The organism is Gordonia sp. VNK21, from assembly GCF_046098115.1.
Taxonomy (GTDB): Bacteria; Actinomycetota; Actinomycetes; order Mycobacteriales; family Mycobacteriaceae; genus Gordonia.
On the sequence record NZ_JBJURU010000008.1, the window covers coordinates 138303 to 158322 of the forward strand.

17 protein-coding genes and 1 riboswitch are annotated in these 20020 nt (G+C 72.7%); of the genes, 10 read left to right on the forward strand and 7 right to left on the reverse strand.

Features of this window, described 5'->3' with window-relative positions; all coding sequences use genetic code 11:
* Position 1: 1 nt before the first annotated feature.
* Together ACJMNC_RS10580 and ACJMNC_RS10585 are read left to right on the forward strand one after the other, a co-directional pair.
* Entirely contained in the window at positions 2 to 2818 is a 2817-nt protein-coding gene (locus tag ACJMNC_RS10580; protein ID WP_408947907.1) for a DEAD/DEAH box helicase, read from the forward strand.
* A gap of 50 nt (positions 2819 to 2868) precedes the next feature.
* On the forward strand, positions 2869 to 3729 hold the full coding sequence (locus ACJMNC_RS10585) for a DUF4333 domain-containing protein (RefSeq protein ID WP_408947908.1): 861 nt from the start codon (positions 2869 to 2871) through the stop codon (positions 3727 to 3729).
* A 13-nt stretch (positions 3730 to 3742) separates the two neighbouring features.
* Here ACJMNC_RS10585 and ACJMNC_RS10590 read toward each other — a convergent pair whose 3' ends face one another.
* Positions 3743 to 4669, reverse strand: coding sequence for a 5'-3' exonuclease H3TH domain-containing protein (locus tag ACJMNC_RS10590; RefSeq protein WP_408947991.1), 927 nt, complete (start codon positions 4667 to 4669; stop codon positions 3743 to 3745).
* Between the two features lie 66 nt (positions 4670 to 4735).
* On the opposite strand from ACJMNC_RS10590, the gene ACJMNC_RS10595 reads away from it, so the two are divergent.
* Positions 4736 to 5866 (forward strand): M24 family metallopeptidase, encoded by a 1131-nt coding sequence (locus tag ACJMNC_RS10595; protein WP_408947909.1) that lies wholly within the window; start codon positions 4736 to 4738, stop codon positions 5864 to 5866.
* A 39-nt stretch (positions 5867 to 5905) separates the two neighbouring features.
* Here the strand turns inward: ACJMNC_RS10595 and ACJMNC_RS10600 are convergent, their stop codons facing one another.
* Positions 5906 to 6307: a PPOX class F420-dependent oxidoreductase gene (locus ACJMNC_RS10600; RefSeq protein WP_408947910.1), complete on the reverse strand. Its 402-nt coding sequence runs from the start codon at positions 6305 to 6307 to the stop codon at positions 5906 to 5908.
* A 70-nt stretch (positions 6308 to 6377) separates the two neighbouring features.
* Here ACJMNC_RS10600 and ACJMNC_RS10605 point away from each other — a divergent pair, with 70 nt between their 5' ends.
* From ACJMNC_RS10605 to ACJMNC_RS10625, 5 genes are all read left to right on the forward strand, one after another.
* A complete protein-coding gene (locus ACJMNC_RS10605) occupies positions 6378 to 7127 on the forward strand; it encodes an SDR family NAD(P)-dependent oxidoreductase (RefSeq protein WP_408947911.1) in 750 nt (249 codons plus the stop codon).
* The gene (gene cbiE, locus ACJMNC_RS10610; protein ID WP_408947912.1) at positions 7124 to 8326 is read left to right on the forward strand and encodes a precorrin-6y C5,15-methyltransferase (decarboxylating) subunit CbiE; all 1203 of its coding nucleotides are present in this window, start codon (positions 7124 to 7126) and stop codon (positions 8324 to 8326) included. The genes ACJMNC_RS10605 and cbiE overlap by 4 nt, the downstream gene beginning before the upstream one ends.
* Entirely contained in the window at positions 8323 to 9099 is a 777-nt protein-coding gene (locus tag ACJMNC_RS10615; protein WP_408947913.1) for a cobalt-precorrin-4/precorrin-4 C(11)-methyltransferase, read from the forward strand. Before cbiE ends, ACJMNC_RS10615 begins: the two co-directional genes overlap by 4 nt.
* Positions 9092 to 9844, forward strand: coding sequence for a cobalt-precorrin-6A reductase (locus tag ACJMNC_RS10620; protein ID WP_408947914.1), 753 nt, complete (start codon positions 9092 to 9094; stop codon positions 9842 to 9844). The genes ACJMNC_RS10615 and ACJMNC_RS10620 overlap by 8 nt, the downstream gene beginning before the upstream one ends.
* Positions 9845 to 10053: 209 nt before the next feature.
* Complete coding sequence (locus ACJMNC_RS10625; RefSeq protein ID WP_408947992.1) at positions 10054 to 11211, forward strand: NADP-dependent malic enzyme; 1158 nt, start codon at positions 10054 to 10056, stop codon at positions 11209 to 11211.
* A 7-nt stretch (positions 11212 to 11218) separates the two neighbouring features.
* On the opposite strand, the gene cobJ is transcribed toward ACJMNC_RS10625, so the two are convergent.
* The 4 genes from cobJ to ACJMNC_RS10645 are packed head-to-tail and all read right to left on the reverse strand — an operon-like array spanning position 11219 to position 15291.
* A complete protein-coding gene (gene cobJ, locus ACJMNC_RS10630; protein ID WP_408947915.1) occupies positions 11219 to 12742 on the reverse strand; it encodes a precorrin-3B C(17)-methyltransferase in 1524 nt (507 codons plus the stop codon).
* Positions 12739 to 13362, reverse strand: a complete 624-nt coding sequence (locus ACJMNC_RS10635) for a precorrin-8X methylmutase (RefSeq protein ID WP_408947916.1) — start codon at positions 13360 to 13362, stop codon at positions 12739 to 12741. The genes cobJ and ACJMNC_RS10635 overlap by 4 nt, the downstream gene beginning before the upstream one ends.
* Before the next feature lie 52 nt (positions 13363 to 13414).
* Entirely contained in the window at positions 13415 to 14551 is a 1137-nt protein-coding gene (gene cobG, locus ACJMNC_RS10640; protein WP_408947917.1) for a precorrin-3B synthase, read from the reverse strand.
* Positions 14548 to 15291: a DUF6319 family protein gene (locus ACJMNC_RS10645; protein ID WP_408947918.1), complete on the reverse strand. Its 744-nt coding sequence runs from the start codon at positions 15289 to 15291 to the stop codon at positions 14548 to 14550. The genes cobG and ACJMNC_RS10645 overlap by 4 nt, the downstream gene beginning before the upstream one ends.
* Positions 15292 to 15297: 6 nt before the next feature.
* Positions 15298 to 15432: riboswitch (cobalamin riboswitch) on the forward strand.
* Positions 15433 to 15468: 36 nt separating this feature from the next.
* On the opposite strand from ACJMNC_RS10645, the gene ACJMNC_RS10650 reads away from it, so the two are divergent.
* Positions 15469 to 19089 (forward strand): cobaltochelatase subunit CobN, encoded by a 3621-nt coding sequence (locus ACJMNC_RS10650; RefSeq protein ID WP_408947919.1) that lies wholly within the window; start codon positions 15469 to 15471, stop codon positions 19087 to 19089.
* Positions 19090 to 19104: 15 nt separating this feature from the next.
* On the opposite strand, the gene ACJMNC_RS10655 is transcribed toward ACJMNC_RS10650, so the two are convergent.
* Positions 19105 to 19374, reverse strand: a complete 270-nt coding sequence (locus tag ACJMNC_RS10655) for a hypothetical protein (protein WP_408947920.1) — start codon at positions 19372 to 19374, stop codon at positions 19105 to 19107.
* 85 nt (positions 19375 to 19459) lie between these two features.
* On the opposite strand from ACJMNC_RS10655, the gene ACJMNC_RS10660 reads away from it, so the two are divergent.
* A complete protein-coding gene (locus tag ACJMNC_RS10660) occupies positions 19460 to 20020 on the forward strand; it encodes an FxsA family protein (RefSeq protein WP_408947921.1) in 561 nt (186 codons plus the stop codon).

Genomic DNA, 20020 nt, shown 5'->3' on the forward strand with positions numbered 1-20020 from the left:
GATGAACACACCGCATGGCGCCGACGGCGACGACGGTCCGGTCCTGCAGCGATTCCTGACCACCCTGGACTTTCCGCTCGACGGTTTTCAGCGCCGCTCGTGCCGGTCCCTCGAGGACGGCCGGGGTGTGCTGGTGTGCGCGCCCACCGGCGCCGGGAAGACCGTGGTCGGCGAATTCGCCGTGTATCTGGCGCTGCACCACGGCAACAAGTGCTTCTACACCACGCCGATCAAGGCGCTGAGCAATCAGAAGTACCACGACCTGGTGGCCGTGCACGGCGCCGAACAGGTGGGTCTGCTCACCGGCGACAATGCGATCAACTCGTCGGCGCCGGTGGTGGTGATGACCACCGAGGTGCTCCGCAACATGATCTACGCCGATTCGGCGGCCCTGCACGGGCTCTCGCACGTGGTGATGGACGAGGTGCACTTCCTGGCCGACCGCTTCCGCGGTGCGGTCTGGGAGGAGGTGATCCTGGGTCTGGACCCGGACGTGTCGGTGGTCTCGCTGTCGGCCACGGTGAGCAACGCCGAGGAGTTCGGCGACTGGATCGGCACCGTCCGCGGTCACACCGACGTCGTCGTCGACGAGCACCGGCCGGTGCCGCTGCACCAGCACATGCTGGTGGGCACCCGGCTCTTCGAGCTGTTCGACCGGCGGCGCGCCGACGGCGCCAAGCGGCAGGTGAATCCGGAGCTGAGCCGCTACATCAAGCATCGGCTGCTCAGTGAGCCCGGCGATCCGCGCGGTCGCGGCCGGGACCGCCGGCGCGGCGGCCGGTCCACCGGGGTGGGCCGGCCCCGCCTGATCGCCCTGCTCGACGCCGAGGGGCTGCTCCCGGTGATCACCTTCATCTTCTCCCGGGCCGGCTGCGAGGGGGCGCTGGCTCAGTGCCTGCGCAGCGACCTGAACCTGCTCGAGCCCGCCGAGTCGGCCCGTGTGGACACGATCGTCGACCGGCATCTGAGCGACCTGGCCCCGGGCGATGCCGACGTCCTCGGCGTGGACGAATGGCGGGCCGGGCTGCGGCGCGGTTTCGCCGCGCATCACGCCGGCATGCTGCCGACCTTCCGGCAGGCGGTGGAGGAACTGTTCGTCGCCGGCCTGATCAAAGCCGTCTTCGCCACCGAGACCCTGGCGCTGGGCATCAACATGCCGGCCCGCTCGGTGGTTCTCGAACGGCTCGTCAAATACAACGGCGAGGCACACGTGGACCTCACCCCCGGCGAGTACACCCAGCTCACCGGCCGGGCCGGTCGGCGCGGCATCGACGTCGAGGGGCACGCCGTGGTGGTCTGGACGCCCGAGGTGATCCCGGAGCGGGTGGCCGGACTGGCCGGCGCCCGCACCTTCCCGCTGCGCAGTTCGTTCGCACCGGAATACAACATGAGCCTGAATCTGATCGACCGCGTGGGCATCGACGGTTCGGTGGACCTGCTGCGCCGCTCGTTCGCCCAATTCCAGACCGATCGGTCGGTGGTCGGTCAGGCCCGGCGGCTCGACGATGCGCGCCGGCAGCTGCGGCGCGCCGACCTCGAGCTGATCGCCGCCGCCGAGAAGCGCGGCGTGGATCCGGGACGCATCGACGACGGGGTGACCGACGGCGGGGACGCAGGGGACCGGTACGCGGGTTTCCTCGGCTATGCGGCGTTGCGTGAGGACATCCGGGCCCGTGAGCGCGAGGTGCGCTTCACCCGGCGGATGGCGTCGGGCGAGGCGGTCGCCGACGACCTGGCCGCGCTCAAACGCGGCCAGGTGATCGCGGTCAGCTCGCGGCGGCATCGCGGACTCGCCGTGGTCCTCGAACCGGCGGTCTACCGCAACGATCCCAAACCGCTGGTCCTGGTCGACGACGGCTGGGCCGGCCGGGTCGGGGCCGACGACTTCGCCGATCCGCCGGAGGTTCTCGGGCACCTGCGCATCCCGAAAGGGGCGGACCGGCGCAGCGGACGCGGGCGCCGGGAGATCGCGGCGGCGCTCACCGCCTCGGGCATCACCCGGCCGGTGGGCCGGGGCGGCAAGCGCAAACGGCACGACGGACCCGACCGGCAACTGCAGGCGATGCGCGACCGACTGCGGGCGCATCCGGCGCACCGGCTGACCGGCGTCGAGGAGTTGCACCGGGCGGCCGAACGCCGGAACCGGCTGCTGCGCGAGATCAGTGCGCTCGAGAACGCGGTCGGGGAGCGGACCTCCAAACTGGAGAACGACTTCCGGAGCGTGGTCGACGTCCTCGCCGAACTGGGCTATCTGGAACCGGACCCGGCCGGCGGGTTGCGGGTGACGCCCACCGGAGACGTGCTCCGCCGCATCTACTGTGAGACGGACCTGCTGGTGGCCGAGTGCATCCGGGCCGGAATCTGGCATCGGCTCTCGGCGGTGGATCTGGCGGCGGTGGCCTCGGCGATGGTCTATCAGTCGCGCCGGGATGCGTACGGCGGCGGGGTGGACTCGATGCCGGGCAACCGGGGGCTGCGTGAGGCCCTGACCGAGACGATGACGGTGTGGCAGCGGGTCGACGAGGTGCAGCGGCGCCACGGCGTCTCCGAGGTCATTCAGATGCGCGAGCCGGACACCGGTTTCTGTGCGGCGGTCGCTTCCTGGGCCTCCGGACGGTCGCTGGCCGAATCGCTGACCGCCGCCGCGGCGGGCGGTCAACTGCTCTCACCGGGTGATTTCGTGCGCTGGAACCGGCAGGTGATCGATCTGCTCGAGCAGATCCGGGCCGGGGTGGACCCGCAGGATCCGCTGGCGCATACCGCCCGGCGGGCGGCGAAGAGTCTGCGCCGCGGGGTCGTTGCTGCCGAGCTGGACTGACCTGCTGCGGTAACCTACCGGCAGCAACCGCGATGGAGGATGGGTACGAGATGACGACGCCGAACGATCCGCAGCAGCCCGGTGCCGATGCGCAGGCGAATCAGCCCGCCGCACCGGGCGCCTCGGAGCCCACCGAGATCGTGGACAACCAGCAGTGGGCGCCCGGCTACGGTCAGGGCCAGGCCGCCGGTCAGCCTCAGCAGTCGTACCCGGCCGGGGGGCAGGCCGCGCCGACCTCCCCGTACACCCAGCCCCAGTACGGTCAGCAGCCCCAGTACGGCCAGCAGCCCCAGTACGGCCAGCCGCAGCAGCCGCAATACGGCCAGCCGCAGCAGCCCCAGTACGGTCAGCAGGCCCAGTACGGTCAGCAGGCCCAGTACGGTCAGCAGGCCCAGTACGGTCAGCAGCCCCAGTACGGTCAGCCGCCCCAGTACGGTCAGCCGCAGCAGTACGGTCAGCCGCAGCAGGCCCCCTACGGTCAGCCCCAGTACGGTCAGCAGGGACAGTACGGTCAGGCCGCCGCCGGTGCCACCCAGTTCGACCAGCAGGGGGCGGGCAAGCGCTCGCGCAAGACGCTGGCACTGGTCAGCGGCGTGGTCGGGGTGCTGGTCATCGCCGCGGCGGTCGTGCTGATCACCGCCTTCGTGGCACCCGGCTGGGCCGGTAAGACCCTCGACCAGAAGGCGGTCCAGGAGGGCGTGGTCAAGATCCTGTCGGACACGAACTCCGAGACCGGCTACGGGGTGGCCACGGCCGACCAGATCACCGACGTCTCGTGCCCGGCGGACCAGAAGGTCGAAGCCGGCCACACCTTCACCTGCTCACTCAAGGTCAAGGGCGAGAGCAAGCATGTGACCGTCACGGTCAAGAACAGCGACGGCACCTACGAGGTGTCGCGGCCGACCAACTGAGGGACCGTGCCGGTCAGTCCGCCCAGCCCAGAGCCGTGCGCAGCCGGCCGACGCTGGCCGCGATACCCAGCTCCGCGGTGAGTTCGGCGAGCCGGGCGGCGTCGGCGGGGGCGGTCGGGAGCCGATCGTCGGCGGTATCGGATCGGACCGGTGCGTCGGTGCGGACCGCCACCACGACGCGGGCGGCCCGCAGATAGTCGCGGGCCTGCTCCAGGCTCGCCTTGATCCGGGGTGAGATCCCCGGATCATCTTGTGCCACCGCCGATTCGAGGCCGTCGAGGCCGCCGAACGCGGTGATCAGCTTCGCCGCAGTCTTGTCGCCGATGCCCTTGACCCCGGGCAGCCCGTCCGAGGGGTCGCCGCGCAGGATCGCCATCTCGGCGTAGGCGATGCCGGCCCGCTCGGGCGGGACCGCGTACTTGGCGGCGACCTCGGCCGGGCCCATGAGTTCGGCTCTGGCCAGGCCCCGGCCCACGTACAGCACCTGCACGGGCACCGGATCGTCGGCCACCACCTGGAGCAGGTCCCGGTCGCCGGAGACCACGATCACCCGGTCCCGGGCCTCTTCGAAGGCCAGTGTGCCGATCACGTCGTCGGCCTCGCAGTCCGCGGCCCCGGCGCTGGTGATCCCGGCGGCGGCCAGCACCTCGGCGATCATCGCGACCTGCGGGGTGAGGGTGTCGGGCACCTCTTCGAGGCCGGCCTGCTCGTCGGCCACCCGGTGCGCCTTGTAGGAGGGGATCTCGGCGACGCGGAACGCGGGCCGCCAGTTCACGTCCAGACACACCACCAGTCGGTCGGGTCGATGGGTGGTGACCAGCGCGGCGATGGTGTCGAGGAAGCCGCGGACGGCGTTGACGGGGCGGCCGTCCGGGGCGGTCATCTTCTCCGGCAGGGCGAAATACGACCGGAACCAGAGGCTGGCGCCGTCGAGGAGCATCACAGAACCCATGCGGACAACTGTTCCACACTCTCTGCGGGTGCGGCCGGACGATAGGCTGGCGGCATGGCTGAAGCGAATGGGAGCAGGTTCGGGGCGGACGTCTACGCGCGGCGGCTGGCCCGGGCGGCGGAACTGACCGCCGGTGCCGGACTCGACGCCCTGGTGGTGGGCACCGGACCGGACCTGCGCTACCTGACCGGCGCGGTGGCCGACACCTTCGAACGGCTCACCGCACTGGTGATTCCGGCGTCGGGCCGCCCGTGGGTGGTCACCGCCCGGCTGGAGCTGGCGTCACTGCGCGAGTCCGCGATCGGCGAGCTGGGCCTGACGGTACGCGACTGGGTGGACGGGCAGGATCCGTATGCGCTCGCCCTCGACGGACTCGGCCCGGCGCCGCGCCTGGCCGTCTCCGACGCCCTGCCCGCCCTGCATGTGATCCCACTGGCCGCGCGGGCCGGCACCGAGCCGACGCTGGCCACCGCGGTGCTCCGGGAACTGCGAATGATCAAGGACCAGGCGGAGATCGACGCGCTGCGGGCGGCCGGTGCAGCCATCGACCGCGTCCACGCGTCCATGGGCCGCTGGCTGCGGCCCGGCCGTACGGAGGCGGAGGTGGCGGCCGACATCGACGCCGCGATCCGCGCCGAGGGCCACCACGAGGCCGAGTTCATCATCGTCGGCTCCGGACCGAACGGCGCCGACCCGCATCACGAGCACTCCGACCGGCTGATCCTGCCCGAGGACATCGTGGTGATCGACATCGGCGGCCCGATCGGTCCGGGCTACAACTCGGACTCCACCCGCACCTACTGCTTCGGCGAGCCGCCGGCGGAGATCGCTCACGCCTACGCGGCGCTGCAGCGGGCCCAGGCCGCGGCGGTCGCGGCGGTACGGCCGGGGGTGAGCGCGGAGAGCATCGACGCCGCCGCCCGCGAGGTGCTCGCGGAGGCCGGCCTGGCCGAGCAGTTCATCCACCGGACGGGGCACGGTATCGGATTGTCGGTGCACGAGGAGCCGTACATCGTGGCCGGCAACGACATCGAGCTCCGGGCGGGCATGGCCTTCTCGGTGGAACCCGGGGTGTACTTCCCGGGCCGCTGGGGTGCGCGCATCGAGGACATCGTGGTGGTCACCGACGACGGTGTGGAACCGCTCAACACCCGCCCGCACGAACTGGTCGTCCTCGGGGACTGACGCGATGGCGAAGACCCTCCGGGGGTGAGGCGGCTCCGGTCAGCCGAACATCGCGGCCGACCCGAGCACCCGGGTGATCGACACCTCGATCACCACGCGGCGCGGATTCTCCTTGGGCTGCCGATAGCGCCGGGCGTAGCGCTGCTCGGCGTCGCGCACCTGCTCGGGTTCGCGGCAGATCCGGGCCGGGCCTTCGACGGTGAGCCAGCGCGGGCCGTCGACGTGGGTGAGCGCGGCATAGCCGGCGCGCTCCACATTGCGGACCTTCTGGCTGCCCTCGACGGTGATCACCCGCGCCAGTGCCGCGTCGGCGTCGAAGGTGAAGCCCACCGCCACCGCATGCGGTGTGCCGTCGGCGCGCAGAGTGGTCAGTGAGGCGAGGTGATACTCGCCGAGCAGCTCGTGCGCCGCAGCGCTCAGGTCGTCCGCCGTCCGTGCCATGCCAGCCGACTCTAGTCGCCGCGTCCCACCGCCGGACGGACCGGGCGCGGTGCAATGCGATACTGGCGCGGTGGGAACGATCGTGGTCTTCGGCGGACGCAGCGAGATCGGGGTGGCCACCGCGGTGCGGTTGGCGCCCGGACGGAAGGTGGTGCTGGCGGCCCGGCGCAGCGGCGAGCTCGCCGAACCCACGGCGGCACTGATCGCCGCGGGCGCCGCCGAGGTGGTGCCGGTGGAATTCGACGCGAACGACGTCGCGAGCCATCCGGCGCTCGTCGACGCGATCTTCGCCGGGCACGGCCCCGTCGAGGCCGCGATCGTGGCCTTCGGCATCCTCGGGGACGCTGCGCGCGCCGAAACCGATGTGGCGCACGCCCTGCAGATCGCGCACACCGACTACTACGCGCAGGTCAGTGTCATCACCCTGCTGGCCAACGCCTTCCGCGCGCAGGGATCGGGAACCATCATCGCCTTCTCGTCGGTCGCCGGAGTGCGGGTCCGCCGGGCCAACTACGTGTACGGCTCCACCAAGGCCGGTCTCGACGGTTTCGCCAGCGGCCTGGCCGATGCGCTGCACGGCACCGGTGTCCGGCTGCTCCTGGCCCGGCCCGGCTTCGTGGTCGGTGCCATGACCCGCGAACTGATGGACTCGGGGGTCACGCCCGCGCCGTTCTCGCGCACCGCCGACCAGGTGGCCGACGCGGTGGCACGCGCCTACCGGCGGGGCCGCACCGAGGTGTGGATCCCGGCGGTGCTGCAGCCGGTCTTCTTCGGCATGCGTCTGCTGCCGCGGCGGATCTGGCGGAAGCTGCCGCGGTGACCGGCCCGCGGTTCGTGGTCGTCGGGATCGGCGCCGACGGCTGGGACGGTCTCACCGCGGCCGCTCAGGACGCCCTGTCCGGCGCCGAGACGATCTACGGCTCGGCGCGGCAGCTCGGCCTGATCGCCGGGCGGGTCGGCGCGGAACTGCAGCCCTGGCGGTCACCGATGTCCGGGCACCTGGCGGACCTGCTGGCGCAGCCGCCGGCCGTCGGCACCGTCCACCTGCTCGCCAGCGGAGATCCGATGTTCCACGGGCTCGGCGCCAGCCTGATCCGCCGGGTCGGGGCCGAGCGTGTGAGCGTACTGCCGGCGCCGTCGAGCGCCTCGCTGGCCGCGGCCCGGCTGGGCTGGGATCTGGCGCAGACCACCGTGGTGAGCCTGGTGACGGCCGCCACGGAGACGCTGCTCACCGAACTCACCGACGGTGCCCGGCTGCTGGTGCTGTCGAAAGACGGCACCGGTCCCGGGCAGATCGCCGACCTGCTGCGCCGCCACGGCTTCGGCGGCTCGACACTGACGGTGCTCGCCGGGCTGGGCGGTCCGGCGGAGAGCCGCACCGGTGGGCCCGCCGACGACTACCGCGACCCGTCCGCGCCGACCCCCAACATCGTGGCGATCGAGGCACACGGCCCGCGGTGCGGCCGCGCCCCCGGTCGTCCCGACACCGAATACGCCTCCGACGGCCAGCTCACCAAGGCGCAGATCCGGGCACTGACGGTGTGCGCGCTGGCCCCGGCCGAAGGGGGTCTGCTCTGGGATGTGGGGGCCGGCTCGGGCAGCATCGGCATCGAATGGCTGCGCCTGACCCGGACCGGCCGTGCCGTGGCCTTCGAAGCCGATCCGGTGCGGGCCGAACGCATCGCCGGCAACGCCGCCGCGCACGGCGTCGGCGACCGGCTCACCGTGGCCGGGGCCGCCCCCGACGGGTTCGCCGATGCCCCGGCCCCCGACACCGTGTTCATCGGCGGCGGGCTGACCGCCGCGGTACTCGACCGGTGCTGGACGGCGCTGGGGAGCGGTGGACGGCTGGTCGCCAACGCGGTGACCCTTCAGAGTCAGCAGCTGCTCGCGCAGGCTCACCACAGCCACGGCGGCCGGCTGACCCGCATAGCGCTCGAACACGCCGCCCCGCTCGGCGGCATGACCACCTGGCGGCCGGTGCTGCCGATCGTGCAATGGGAGGCGGACACACCGTGACCGTGTTCTTCATCGGCGCCGGTCCCGGCGCCGCCGACCTGATCACCGTGCGCGGCGCCCAACTGCTCAGCCGATGCGACACCTGCCTGTACGCGGGATCCCTGGTCCCCGGCGAGCTGCTCATGCTGCTGCCCGACGACGCCGCGCGCATCGACACCGCCCGGATGCCGATCGAGGCGATCATCGACCGCATCGCCGAGGCCGATGCCGCCGGCCACCACGTGGCCCGGCTGCACTCGGGTGACCTGTCGGTCTATTCGGCCCTCACCGAGCAGCTGCGCCGGCTCGACGAACGGGGTATCGACTGCGAACTGGTTCCCGGGGTGCCGGCCTTCGCCGCGGCGGCCGCGGCGCTGCGCACCGAACTGACCGTGCCCGGAGTGGGTCAGTCGCTGCTCATCACGCGGGTCTCGACCCTGTCGACCGATATGCCGCCGGGGGAGGACCTCGCCTCCCTGGCGGCGGCCGGGGTGACCCTGGCGCTGCACTTGGCGGCGCACCGCACCGACGAGATCGTCGACGCTCTGACCCCGCACTACGGCGCCGACTGTCCCACCGCGACGGTCGCCTTCGCCTCCCGCGACGACGAGCGGATCGTGCGCGCGCCGCTGCGGGAGCTCCCGGAGGCGCTGGCCGCGGCCGGCATCACCAAGACCGCGGTGATCTTCGTCGGCGCGGTCCTGGCACCCGAGGCGGGCGCCGTGACCGACAGCTACCTGTATTCGCAGGCCCGGATGAGCAAGCTGCGCCGCGACGGACGCCGTCATGACTGAGCGCCGCACCGTCCTGATCCTCGGCGGCACCGGTGAGGCCCGCGCACTGGCCGCCCGGCTGCTCGACGATCCGGCGGCGCCGACGGTGATCACCTCGCTGGCCGGTCGCGTCCAGCGCCCGCGGCTGCCGCGCGGGCAGGTGCGGATCGGCGGCTTCGGCGGCTTCGAAGGACTCCGGGACTACCTGGCGGACACCGGGATCGACGCGGTCGTCGACGCCACTCACCCCTTCGCCGCCCGCATCACCGCCAACGCGGTGGCCGCCGCCGGGCAGGCCGGGGTGCCGCTGCTGCGGCTGCGCCGCCCGCCGTGGACGCCCGGCCCGGCCGATCGCTGGACCACGGTCCCGGACATCACGGCGGCCGCCGCGGCCGTCGCCGATCGCGGCGGCCGGGTCTTCCTGACCACCGGTCGCCAGGATGTGGGCGCCTTCGCCGACATCGACGACGCCTGGTTCCTGATCCGGGTGGTCGATCCGCCGACCGTCCGGCTGCCGGCCCGGCACCGGATCCTGTCTTCGCGCGGACCGTACGAACCGGCCGGCGAACGCGCCCTGCTGGCCGAGCACGGCATCACCGTGCTGGTCACCAAGAACAGCGGGGGAGAACTCACCCGGGCCAAACTGGCCGCCGCCGCCGAGGCCGGTGTCGAGGTGATCATGGTGGCCCGGCCGGCCGAACCGGCGGGCCTGCGCGCCGTCGACCGGGTCGAGGCCGCCGTCGCCTGGGCTCTCGATCCGGGCTGACCGCCGCCGGTCTCACGCAGCGCCGCCGCCCGCGGTGAGCATCTGGACCCCTCACCGTCATCGGCGGACTCATGGCCGTCATCCGCCGATGGAACGCTCTCGGCATGGACAAGCAGGTGACACCGAACACGCGGCCGGCCGGCGAACGGACGAGCGGGGCCGGGCCCGCACCGGGCGACGAGGCCCTCGCCCAGCCCACCCTGGCCGAGATGCCGCTGACCGACGACGAGATCCTCCTCGCGCACAGCGGCGGCAAACTCAGCGTGGAACTGCGCGCGCCCGTCGTTACCCAGCGCGACCTGTCGATCGCCTACACCCCCGGTGTGGCCCAGGTGTCCCGGGCGATCGCCGCCGACCCGGCCCTGGTCGACGACTACACCTGGACCGACCGCCTGGTCGCGGTGGTCAGCGACGGTTCGGCGGTCCTCGGTCTCGGCGACATCGGGCCGCGCGCCGCACTGCCGGTGATGGAAGGCAAATCCGCACTCTTCCGCAGCTTCGCCGGGCTCAACTCGATCCCCATCGTGCTCGACACCGGCGACCCGGACGCGATCGTCGAGACCCTGGTGCGGCTTCGCCCGAGCTTCGGTGCGGTCAACCTCGAGGACATCTCCGCCCCGCGCTGCTTCGAGATCGAGCGCCGGGTGGTCGAGGCGCTGGACTGCCCGGTGATGCACGACGACCAGCACGGCACCGCGATCGTGGTGCTGGCCGCCCTGCGCGGTGCCACCACCGTCCTGGGCCGTGAGCTGACCGCGCAGCGGGTGGTGATCTCCGGCGCCGGCGCCGCCGGCGTGGCCTGTGCCCGGATCCTGCTGGCCGCGGGCGTCGAGGACATCGTGGTGCTCGACTCGGTGGGCATCGTCGACGCCGGCCGCACCGGACTGGGCGAGGTCAAACGCGAGATCGCCGCGCAGACCAATCCGCGGGGACTGAGTGGCGGGCCGGCGGTTGCACTGGCCGCTGCGGACGTCTTCATCGGCGTCTCGGCCGGCACCGTCGCCGAAGAGCTCATCGCCGCCATGGCCCCCGATCCGATCATCTTCGCGCTGTCCAACCCGGATCCGGAGATCGCCCCGGACACCGCGGCCCGGTACGCCTCGGTCGTGGCCACCGGCCGCAGCGACTACCCGAACCAGATCAACAACGTGCTGGCCTTCCCCGGAGTGTTCGCCGGTGCGCTCGACGCCGGTGCCTCCCGGATCACCGAGGGGATGAAGATCGCGGCCGCCGAAGCCATCGCGGCGGTGGCGGCCGACGACCTCCGGCCCGACCGGATCGTGCCCAGCGCGCTGGACCCGCGGGTGGCGCCGGCCGTGGCCGCCGCCGTCGCCGAGGCGGCCCGGCGCGACGGAGTGACCGGCTGACCCCCGGTTACGGCGCGGGATAGTGCCGGGGGGTGAACACCAGATCCCCGGCCGGCCTGCGCACCACCCGGGTCTGCGAGGATCCGACGATCAGCAGGGTGCGCATGTCCACCACCGACGGATCGAAGCCGCCGACGGTGGTGACGGTCAGCGCCTGCCCGGGACCGCCCACATCCCGGCCCAGGACCAGCGGCCGGTCGGCCGGCAGCAGTTCCGCGAGCAGTGCCGCGAACGCCCGGATCTGCTCGGTGCGGCGGGTCGACGCCGGGTTGTAGACGGCGATGACCAGATCCCCGGCGACCGCCGCGCGGATGCGCGCTTCGATCACCGACCACGGTTTGAGCAGATCCGACAGGGACAGCACGGCGAAGTCGTGGCCGAGCGGCGCGCCGACCGCGGCGGCCACGGCCTGCGAGGCGCTCACGCCCGGCACCACCCGGAGCCGGACCTGCCGGTAGCTCTCCTGCGCAGCCGCCTCGGCGACGGCCGAGGCCATCGCGAAGACCCCGGGGTCGCCGGAGGAGACCACCGCGACCCGGGCGCCGCGGGCCGCCAGGTCCAGGGCGAACTCGGCGCGCTGCGCCTCGACCCGGTTGTCGCTGGCGTGCACCCGCTGACCGGGGCGGGCGGCCACCCGGCGGAGATAGGTGGTGTAACCCACCAGATCGGTGGCCGCCGCCAGCTCGGCCGCCACCTGCGGGGTGGTCTGGTCCACCGGCCCGGGGCCCAGACCCACCACCACCACCTCGCCCTCGCCGCCGTCGGCGGCGGCCAGGGGATTGTTGCGCCGACCGGGCACCACGATCAGCGAGAAGTACGGCACCTGGTCCGGATCGACGTCCACCACCGGTGCGATGCGCTGGCGTCCGGTGGAGGCGCGCTCGACGTACCAGGCCTCGTCGGCCCGGCCGGCATCGGTCAGCGCCTGGCGCACCTTGCCGAAGGTGCGGCCGAGCTTGAGCACCGCCAGCGCTTCGCCGGAACGGAAGTGCGCCACCAGTTCACCGGGCTCGGCGGTGCCCGGAAGCACGGTGAGCGTCTCCTCACCTTCGACCAGCGGAATGCCCAGCGCGGCCGAGGCCGCACTCACCGAGGTCACACCGGGAACGATCTGGGCGTCGAAGCGGTCCGCGAGCCGTTTGTGCATGTGCATATACGAACTGAAGAACAGCGGATCGCCTTCGGCCAGCAGCACCACGTCCCGGCCTGCCGCCAGGTGCCGGGCCAGGCGTTCGGCGCTCTCGGTGTAGAAGTCGGCCATCGCCCCGGCGTAGCCGCCGGGATGGTCGGTGGTCTCCACGGTGAGCGGATACATCAGCTGCTCTTCGATCTGACTGCCGGAGAAGTACGGCTCGGCCACCGATCGGGCGATCGAATTGCCGTGCCGGGCACAGTGATAGGCGATCACATCGGCGCCGGCGATGATCCGGGCGGCTTTGACGGTGACCAGCTCGGGATCGCCCGGACCGAGGCCGATGCCGTAGAGGGTGCCGGCCGGTCCGGCGGCTGCGGGGGTCGGGCTCACGCTCACTCCTCGGTGCTGGCCAGGGCGTTGACGGCCGAGGCGGTGATCGCCGAGCCGCCGCGCCGCCCGGTCACGGTGATGAACTGCAGATCGGTGCGCAGCGCCAGCGCCGCGCAGGACTCGGCGGCACCGACGAAGCCGACCGGTGCGCCGACGATCGCGGCGGGCGCCGGGGCGCCGGCGTCGATCAGATCCAGCAGGGCGAACAGCGCCGTCGGGGCGTTGCCGATCGCCACCACGGACCGCGGCAGGTCGTCGAGCCAATACTGCAGCGCGGCAGCGGTTCTGGTGGTTCCGGTGCGTTCGGCGAGCTCGGCGAGACCGGGCTCGCCGAGATGGCAGCGGACGGCGTTGCCGGCCGGAAGCCGCCGCCGGGTGATCCCGGAGGCCACCATGTTGGTGTCGCACAGGATGGGGCCGCCGCCGGCGAGGGCGGTGCGTGCGGCCGCCACGACCCCGTCGGTGGCCACGATGTTCTCGGTCAGGTCGGTCTGCCCGCAGCCGTGGATCATCCGCACCACCACCGGTTCGAGGTCGGCGGGGAAGGCCGACAGGTCGGCCTCGGCGCGGATCGTCGCGAAGGACTGACGGTAGATGGCGGCGCCGTCGCGCAGATAGTCGCTCATGATCTGCTCACCGTACTGTGCCCGCCGGGACCGGCCGGTGCAGGGGATGAGCTCACCGCGGCGATCGGCGGTAGCCGTCGAGTGAGGCCTCCACCCGCAGGTGGGGCCGGGCCGGCGAGCCGCAGCCGCGCCGGCAGCCCACCCAGTGCTCGACGAGCAGCTCGCTGCCGGCCGCGGCGGCCGAGGCCACATGCGCGGCCAGATCCGTGCGGACATCGGCGTGCGACTGGGCGCAGCCGGGCGCCCCGGTGCAGGCGGTCACCCGTGTCCAGGGCGAGTTCGCGTCGAAGACGAAGCCGCGCGGCGCCAGCACCCGCACCACCGTCTCGGCGACCGGCTCGGTCAGGTCGGGCAGCAGCAGCTCGCGTTCGGCGGTGATGATCACCGGGCCGCCGACGGCCGCGGCGAAGCGGGCCTGCTCACCGGTGAGCCGGCCGAAGGGGACCACCGCGCCGAGCAGTACGGCGCCGTCGTGCTGGTCGAACCAGCCGACCCGCGGTTCCGGGGCGGCGGAGACGGGGCTCGCGCCGCCGGTGGCTCCGCCTGCCGCGTCGAGCAGTTCGGCCCGCAGCGGCCCGGGCAGATCGGCGATGCGCCAGCGGCCCTCCGCCAGCGACAGGAAGGTCCGGGCCAGGGCCGGCATGATCTCGGGCAGCGCGGCCAGCGGCCGGGCGGGGCCGGCCTGCTGCCCGTCGATCACCAGGACCGCGGTCTGCCCGTCCACGGCGAGCGCGGTGACATCCGGGCGCCGGGACAGGACGTCGCCGCGGCCGTCGTCGAGCCCGAACCAGAACCGTCCGGACAGGCCGACGATGCCGGTGTCGCCGCGAAGGGACCGGTCCAGCTCCCGCGCGATACCGCGCAGGTCGGCCAGGCCGCCGACCCGGCCGGTCAGCGGCGAGAGCGCCACATTGCGCACCCGGTCGTGCTCGGCGTCGGCGGTCAGACCGGCCGCGCTCATCGCCGCGGCGAACGCCGGCACCGCATCGGCGGCGATTCCCCGCACCTGCAGATTGCCGCGCACCGTGATCTCCACGGCGCCGTCGCCGAACTCCTCGGCCGCGCCGGCGAGGGCCTCGAGTGCGGGCGCGTCGATCACCCCGCCGGGCACCCGGATCCGCGCCAGCTCGCCGTCGGCGGCGGTGTGCGTCCGGAAGACGCCCGGGCAGCGGTCGGGGGCGGCGGTCACGACGACGGCTCCCCGCCGAGCTCGTAGAGGGTCCGGCGGGCGGCCTCGAGTTCGGCGGCGAGCTCCTCGACGCGCCGCTGCGCCGCCTCGCGGGCATGGTTGAGCACCGCCGAACCGGCCGCTAAGGCGGCGTCGTCGCCGAGCGCCGCCAGCGCCGCGTCCACCGCCTCAGGGGTCACCGGCCGGGACCGCGGCGGTTTGCGCCCGCCCCGGCCGACCGCCACCGACCACTGGTTGTCCGACGAACCGAAGATCGTGACCGTGACCGCCGAGGGGGCGCGCCGGCCACCGGCGGCCGGGCGTGCCGGCGGCTTCGCGGCCCGGACCGGTGCCGCGGCGGTCTTCGGGGCCGCAGTTTTCGGGGCCGCGGCTTTCGGGGCCGCAGTCTTCGTCGGACTCGGTGTCTTCTTCGGGGCCGCAGACTTCTTCGGAGCCGCCGTCTTCGTCGGGGCCGCCTTCTTCTTCGGACTCCTCGCCGGCGGTTCAGGGGCGGTGCGGGTCATCCGCACCTCGTCGGCCTCGAACGGCAGCTCGTCGTTCACCCCACGCGGTTTGAGCAGCAGCGTGGTTCCCGACACCGAGATCACCCGGGCCGAGCTGCCCGGTTCGAGCCCCAGACTCGGGGTGCCCTCCCGCAGATAGACGGTGGCCCGGCGGCCCTGAGCCACGGCTTCGGTGAGCGCGGCGAGATCCTCGGGAGTGAGCGACGGTGCGTGCGGGGAGCGGCGGCGTGGGGGCATGTCCCGATTTTCCCACATCGCCTAAGCTGATCGCCGAGAAGATCGACGCGGAAGCCGGTGCGATTCCGGCGCGGTCGCGCCACTGTGTGGGCCTCCCTCGCGGAGCCCGGAGCCAGACCCGCCGATCACCACCGACCACGCCGGGCGCGCATCCCCGGCAGAGAGCCGAGTATCGCCGTGATCACCCTGCTGTCCACCTCGGACACCGATCTGCGTACCGCCGCCACCAGCGGCGCCGACTACACCGTCGCCAATCCCGCCCGGCTGCTGCTCGACGAGGTGCCCGGCCTGATCGCCGACGCCGACCTGGTGGTGGTGCGTATCCTGGGCGGCAAGCGAGCCTGGGAGGAGGGCCTCGAGGCGGTGCTGGCCGGTCCGGCGCCGGTGGTGGTGCTCTCCGGTGAACTCAACCCGGACCCGGATCTGATGGCGCTGTCGACGGTGCCCGCCGGGGTCGCGGCCCAGGCGCACAGCTATTTCGTGGCCGGCGGACGGGACAACCTGCTCGCGGTGCACAACTTCCTCTCCGACACGGTGCTGCTCACCGGGCTCGGTTTCGAGCCGCCGGTGCAGACGCCGGCCTGGGGGCTGCTCGATCGCCCGGCGGCCCCGGCCGAGGACCGGCCGCGGATCGGGGTGCTCTACTACCGCGCCCAGCACCTGGCCGGCAACACCGACTACGTCGCCGCTCTCTGCGATGCGATCGAGACGGCCGGCGGCCGCGCCGAAGGCGTCTTCTGCGCCTCACTGCGCGCCGCGCCGGACGAGCTGATCGAGCACCTCGGCGGTTACGACGCGCTGATCGTCACGGTGCTGGCCGCCGGCGGCACCACGCCGGCCACCGCGGGCGCCGGCGGCGACGACGAGGCCTGGAACGTCGAACGTCTTGCCGCCCTGGACATCCCGATCCTGCAGGGACTGTGCCTGACCGGATCGCGGGAGGACTGGGCGGCCAGCGACGACGGCATGTCTCCGCTGGACGTGGCTTCCCAGGTGGCGGTGCCCGAGTTCGACGGCCGCATCATCACCGTGCCCTTCTCGTTCAAGGAGTTCGACGAGAACGGTCTGCCGTATTACGCACCGGACCGCGAACGCTGCGCCCGGGTCGCCGGGATCGCACTCGCGCACGCCCGGTTACGGCACATCGCGCCGCCGGAGAAGCGGCTGGCGCTGCTGCTGTCGGCCTATCCCACCAAACACGCCCGGATCGGCAACGCCGTCGGCCTGGACACCCCGCGGTCGCTGGTGCATCTGCTGCGGGCGCTGCGGGCGGCCGGCTACGACATCGGCGAACCCGGCGCGATCGCCGGTCTCGGCGAGACCCCGGACGACGACGATCCGGATGCGCTGATGCACGCGCTGATCGACGCCGGCGGGCAGGACCAGGACTGGCTGACCGAAGAGGCCCTGGCCGCCAACCCGATCCGGGTGGGCGCCGCCGACTACACCGCCTGGTTCGACCGGCTGCCGCAGCAGCTGCGCGAGGACGTCGTCGAGCACTGGGGCCCGCCGCCGGGGGAGCTGTTCGTGGACCGCAGCGCCGATCCGGCCGGCGAGATCGTCATCGCCGCCATGACCTTCGGCAACGTCGTCCTGCTGGTGCAGCCGCCGCGCGGCTTCGGCGAGAACCCGGTGGCGATCTACCACGACCCCGATCTGCCGCCGAGCCACCACTACCTGGCGAGCTACCGCTGGCTGGCCTCACGCACCGACACCGACGGCTGGGGCTTCGGCGCCGACGCGATCGTGCACATCGGCAAACACGGCAACCTCGAATGGCTGCCGGGTAAGACCCTGGGGATGTCCGCCGACTGCGGCACCGACGCGGCACTCGGCGATCTGCCGCTGATCTACCCGTTCCTGGTCAATGATCCGGGCGAAGGCACCCAGGCCAAACGGCGGGCGCATGCGGTACTCGTCGACCATCTGATTCCGCCGATGGCGCGCGCCGAGAGCTACGGCGACATCAACCGGCTCGAGCAGCTGCTCGACGAGCACGCCAACATCTCGGCCCTCGACCCGGCCAAGCTGCCGGCCATCCGGCAGCAGATCTGGACGCTGCTCACCGCGGCCAAGATGGACCACGACCTGGGCCTGACCGAGCGTCCCGACGAAGAGGTCTTCGACGACATGCTGCTGCACGTCGACGGCTGGTTGTGCGAGATCAAGGACGCCGCCATCCGCGACGGGCTGCACGTGCTGGGGCAGGCCCCGGACCCGCAGATGGAGGTGGACCTGGTGCTGGCCATGCTCCGGGCCCGCCAGCTGTGGGGCGGCGCGCAGACCCTGCCCGGCCTGCGTGAGGCCCTCGGCCTGGTGGAGAACGGCTCGGCGCGCGGCGAGGTGGACCGTATCGAGGCGATCGCCCGCGAGCTGGTCACCCGGTGCGCGGACGGCGGCTGGTCCGATCAGGCCGTCGCCGAGGCGGCCGAAGGCCGGCCGGAGGCGGTGCGGCAGATCCTGGCCTTCGCCGGCAACGAGGTGGTGCCGCGGCTGCGGGCCACCGACTGCGAGATCGACCGGGTGCTGCACGCCCTGGCCGGGGGGTTCATCCCGGCCGGTCCGAGCGGTTCGCCGCTGCGCGGCCTGATCAACGTGCTGCCCACCGGACGCAACTTCTACTCCGTCGATCCCAAGGCGGTGCCCAGTGCGCTTGCCGCCGAGACCGGCCGGGCGATGGCCGACTCGCTGCTCGAACGCTACCTGGCCGACCACGGCAGCTATCCGGCGTCGGTGGGACTGTCGGTGTGGGGCACCAGCGCCATGCGCACCTCCGGCGACGACGTGGGTGAGGTCCTGGCCCTGCTCGGGGTGACGCCGGTCTGGGACGAGGGCTCGCGCCGGGTCACCGGGCTCGAACTGATCCCGCTCGCCGAGCTGGGCCGCCCCCGCATCGATGTGACGGTGCGCATCTCCGGCTTCTTCCGCGATGCCTTCGGGCACGTGATCACCATGCTCGACGATGCGGTGGCGCTGGCCGCCGGCGCGGACGAGCCCGACGAGCAGAACTTCGTCGCCGCCCACGCCCGCGCGGCGCTGGCCGATCACGGTGACCGGCGGCGGGCCACCACCCGGGTCTTCGGGTCGCGGCCGGGCACCTACGGCGCCGGCCTGCTGCAGCTGATCGACTCCAAACAGTGGCGCACCGACGAGGACCTGGCGGCGGTGTACACCGAATGGGGCGGCTACGCCTACGGCCGCGACCTGGACGGGATCCCGGCCGTCGACGACATGCGGGCCGCCTACCGGCGGATCGCGGTGGCGGCCAAGAACACCGACACCCGCGAACACGACATCGCCGACTCGGACGACTACTTCCAGTTCCACGGCGGCATGGTGGCCACGGTGCGCGCGCTGACCGGCCAGTCGCCGGAGGCCTACATCGGCGACTCCACCCGCCCGGATTCGGTACGCACCCGCACCCTGTCGGAGGAGACCGCCCGGGTGTTCCGGGCGCGGGTGGTCAATCCCCGCTGGCTCTCGGCGATGCGCCGGCACGGCTACAAGGGCGCCTTCGAGATGGCGGCCACCGTCGACTACCTGTTCGGCTACGACGCCACCACCGAGGTGGTGGCCGACTGGATGTACGAGAAGCTCACCGAGTCGTACGTGCTCGACGAGCAGAACCGCGACTTCCTCGAACAGGCCAACCCGTGGGCGCTGCACGGCATCACCGAACGGCTGCTCGAGGCCACCGAACGCCGGCTGTGGCAGGCGCCGCCGCCGGAGATGCTCGAGCAGCTGCGGCAGATCTACCTCGAGACCGAGGGACAGATCGAGGGCCGCGCCGACGACTGAGCCGTCGCGGGCGGCTCAGGCCAGCCCGTCGCGGCGCTTCTGCTCCTCGAACTGCTGCGCCGGCGACTCGTGGTCGGGGTTCACCGTGACGATCGGTCCGCCCGCCGCCATCCGGTAGACGGCCGTCACGATCAGCACGATGCCCAGCGCCCCGGCCACCCAGGTGCTTCCGGCGACGTTCCCGGCACCATCGTCGACGACGTCGACCAGCGCCCAGACGATGCCGATCGCACCGAGGACGATCATCAGGACTTCGAAACCGTTGCCGTGCCGCATGACGGCCATCCTGCCATGATCGATTCGGTGAGCCGGGAGCAAAACCGGCGGTTCGTACGTTGTACCGATAACCGCTTCTGAAGAAAGGCCGGATATGACGCGCTGGATCGTCGCCGGATACCTGATCGTCGAGATCGCCGCCTTCTGGGCCATGGTGCACTTCCTCGGCTGGGGCTGGGCCATTCTGATCACCGTCGCCGCCGCCGCGGTGGGCTTCGCCGTCCTCGGCCGGCGCACCCGGGAGATCTTCACCCGCGCCCGGACCGGCACCGGCGACTCGCCGGGCGCCGCCCTCACCGACTCGGCACTGCTGACGGTGGCCGGCGTCCTCACCGTGCTGCCCGGCGTGGTGACCACCGTGCTCGGGCTGATCCTCACCGCCTCGCCGGTCCGTCGCCGGCTGCAGCCGGTGGTGGTCGCCGGGGCCGCGCGGCAGGCCGGGCGGCTCGCCGAACGGGTGAGCGTGGTGCGGATGGCCCCCAACGGTTACGTCGACGGCAGCGTGGTCGACGGCACCGTCGTCGACGACGGCCGGGTGACCGGCGACGTGGTGGATGTGACGGTCCGCAACCCCGACGGATCGGTCCACGTCGACATCCCGGAACTGACCGATCACCCCTACGGCGATCCGGATCGCCGCACCGGCGGCCGCTGA

What these genes read in the sequence shown, in the direction of transcription:
- ACJMNC_RS10580 (WP_408947907.1), top strand. Translation starts at nt 2, where the DNA reads ATGAACACACCGCATGGCGCCGACGGCGACGACGGTCCGGTCCTGCAG.
- ACJMNC_RS10585 (WP_408947908.1), top strand. Translation starts at nt 2,869, where the DNA reads ATGACGACGCCGAACGATCCGCAGCAGCCCGGTGCCGATGCGCAGGCG.
- ACJMNC_RS10590 (WP_408947991.1), bottom strand. Translation starts at nt 4,669, where the DNA reads ATGCTCCTCGACGGCGCCAGCCTCTGGTTCCGGTCGTATTTCGCCCTG.
- ACJMNC_RS10595 (WP_408947909.1), top strand. Translation starts at nt 4,736, where the DNA reads ATGGCTGAAGCGAATGGGAGCAGGTTCGGGGCGGACGTCTACGCGCGG.
- ACJMNC_RS10600 (WP_408947910.1), bottom strand. Translation starts at nt 6,307, where the DNA reads ATGGCACGGACGGCGGACGACCTGAGCGCTGCGGCGCACGAGCTGCTC.
- ACJMNC_RS10620 (WP_408947914.1), top strand. Translation starts at nt 9,092, where the DNA reads ATGACTGAGCGCCGCACCGTCCTGATCCTCGGCGGCACCGGTGAGGCC.
- ACJMNC_RS10625 (WP_408947992.1), top strand. Translation starts at nt 10,054, where the DNA reads ATGCCGCTGACCGACGACGAGATCCTCCTCGCGCACAGCGGCGGCAAA.
- ACJMNC_RS10635 (WP_408947916.1), bottom strand. Translation starts at nt 13,362, where the DNA reads ATGAGCGACTATCTGCGCGACGGCGCCGCCATCTACCGTCAGTCCTTC.
- ACJMNC_RS10645 (WP_408947918.1), bottom strand. Translation starts at nt 15,291, where the DNA reads ATGCCCCCACGCCGCCGCTCCCCGCACGCACCGTCGCTCACTCCCGAG.
- ACJMNC_RS10655 (WP_408947920.1), bottom strand. Translation starts at nt 19,374, where the DNA reads ATGGCCGTCATGCGGCACGGCAACGGTTTCGAAGTCCTGATGATCGTC.
- ACJMNC_RS10660 (WP_408947921.1), top strand. Translation starts at nt 19,460, where the DNA reads ATGACGCGCTGGATCGTCGCCGGATACCTGATCGTCGAGATCGCCGCC.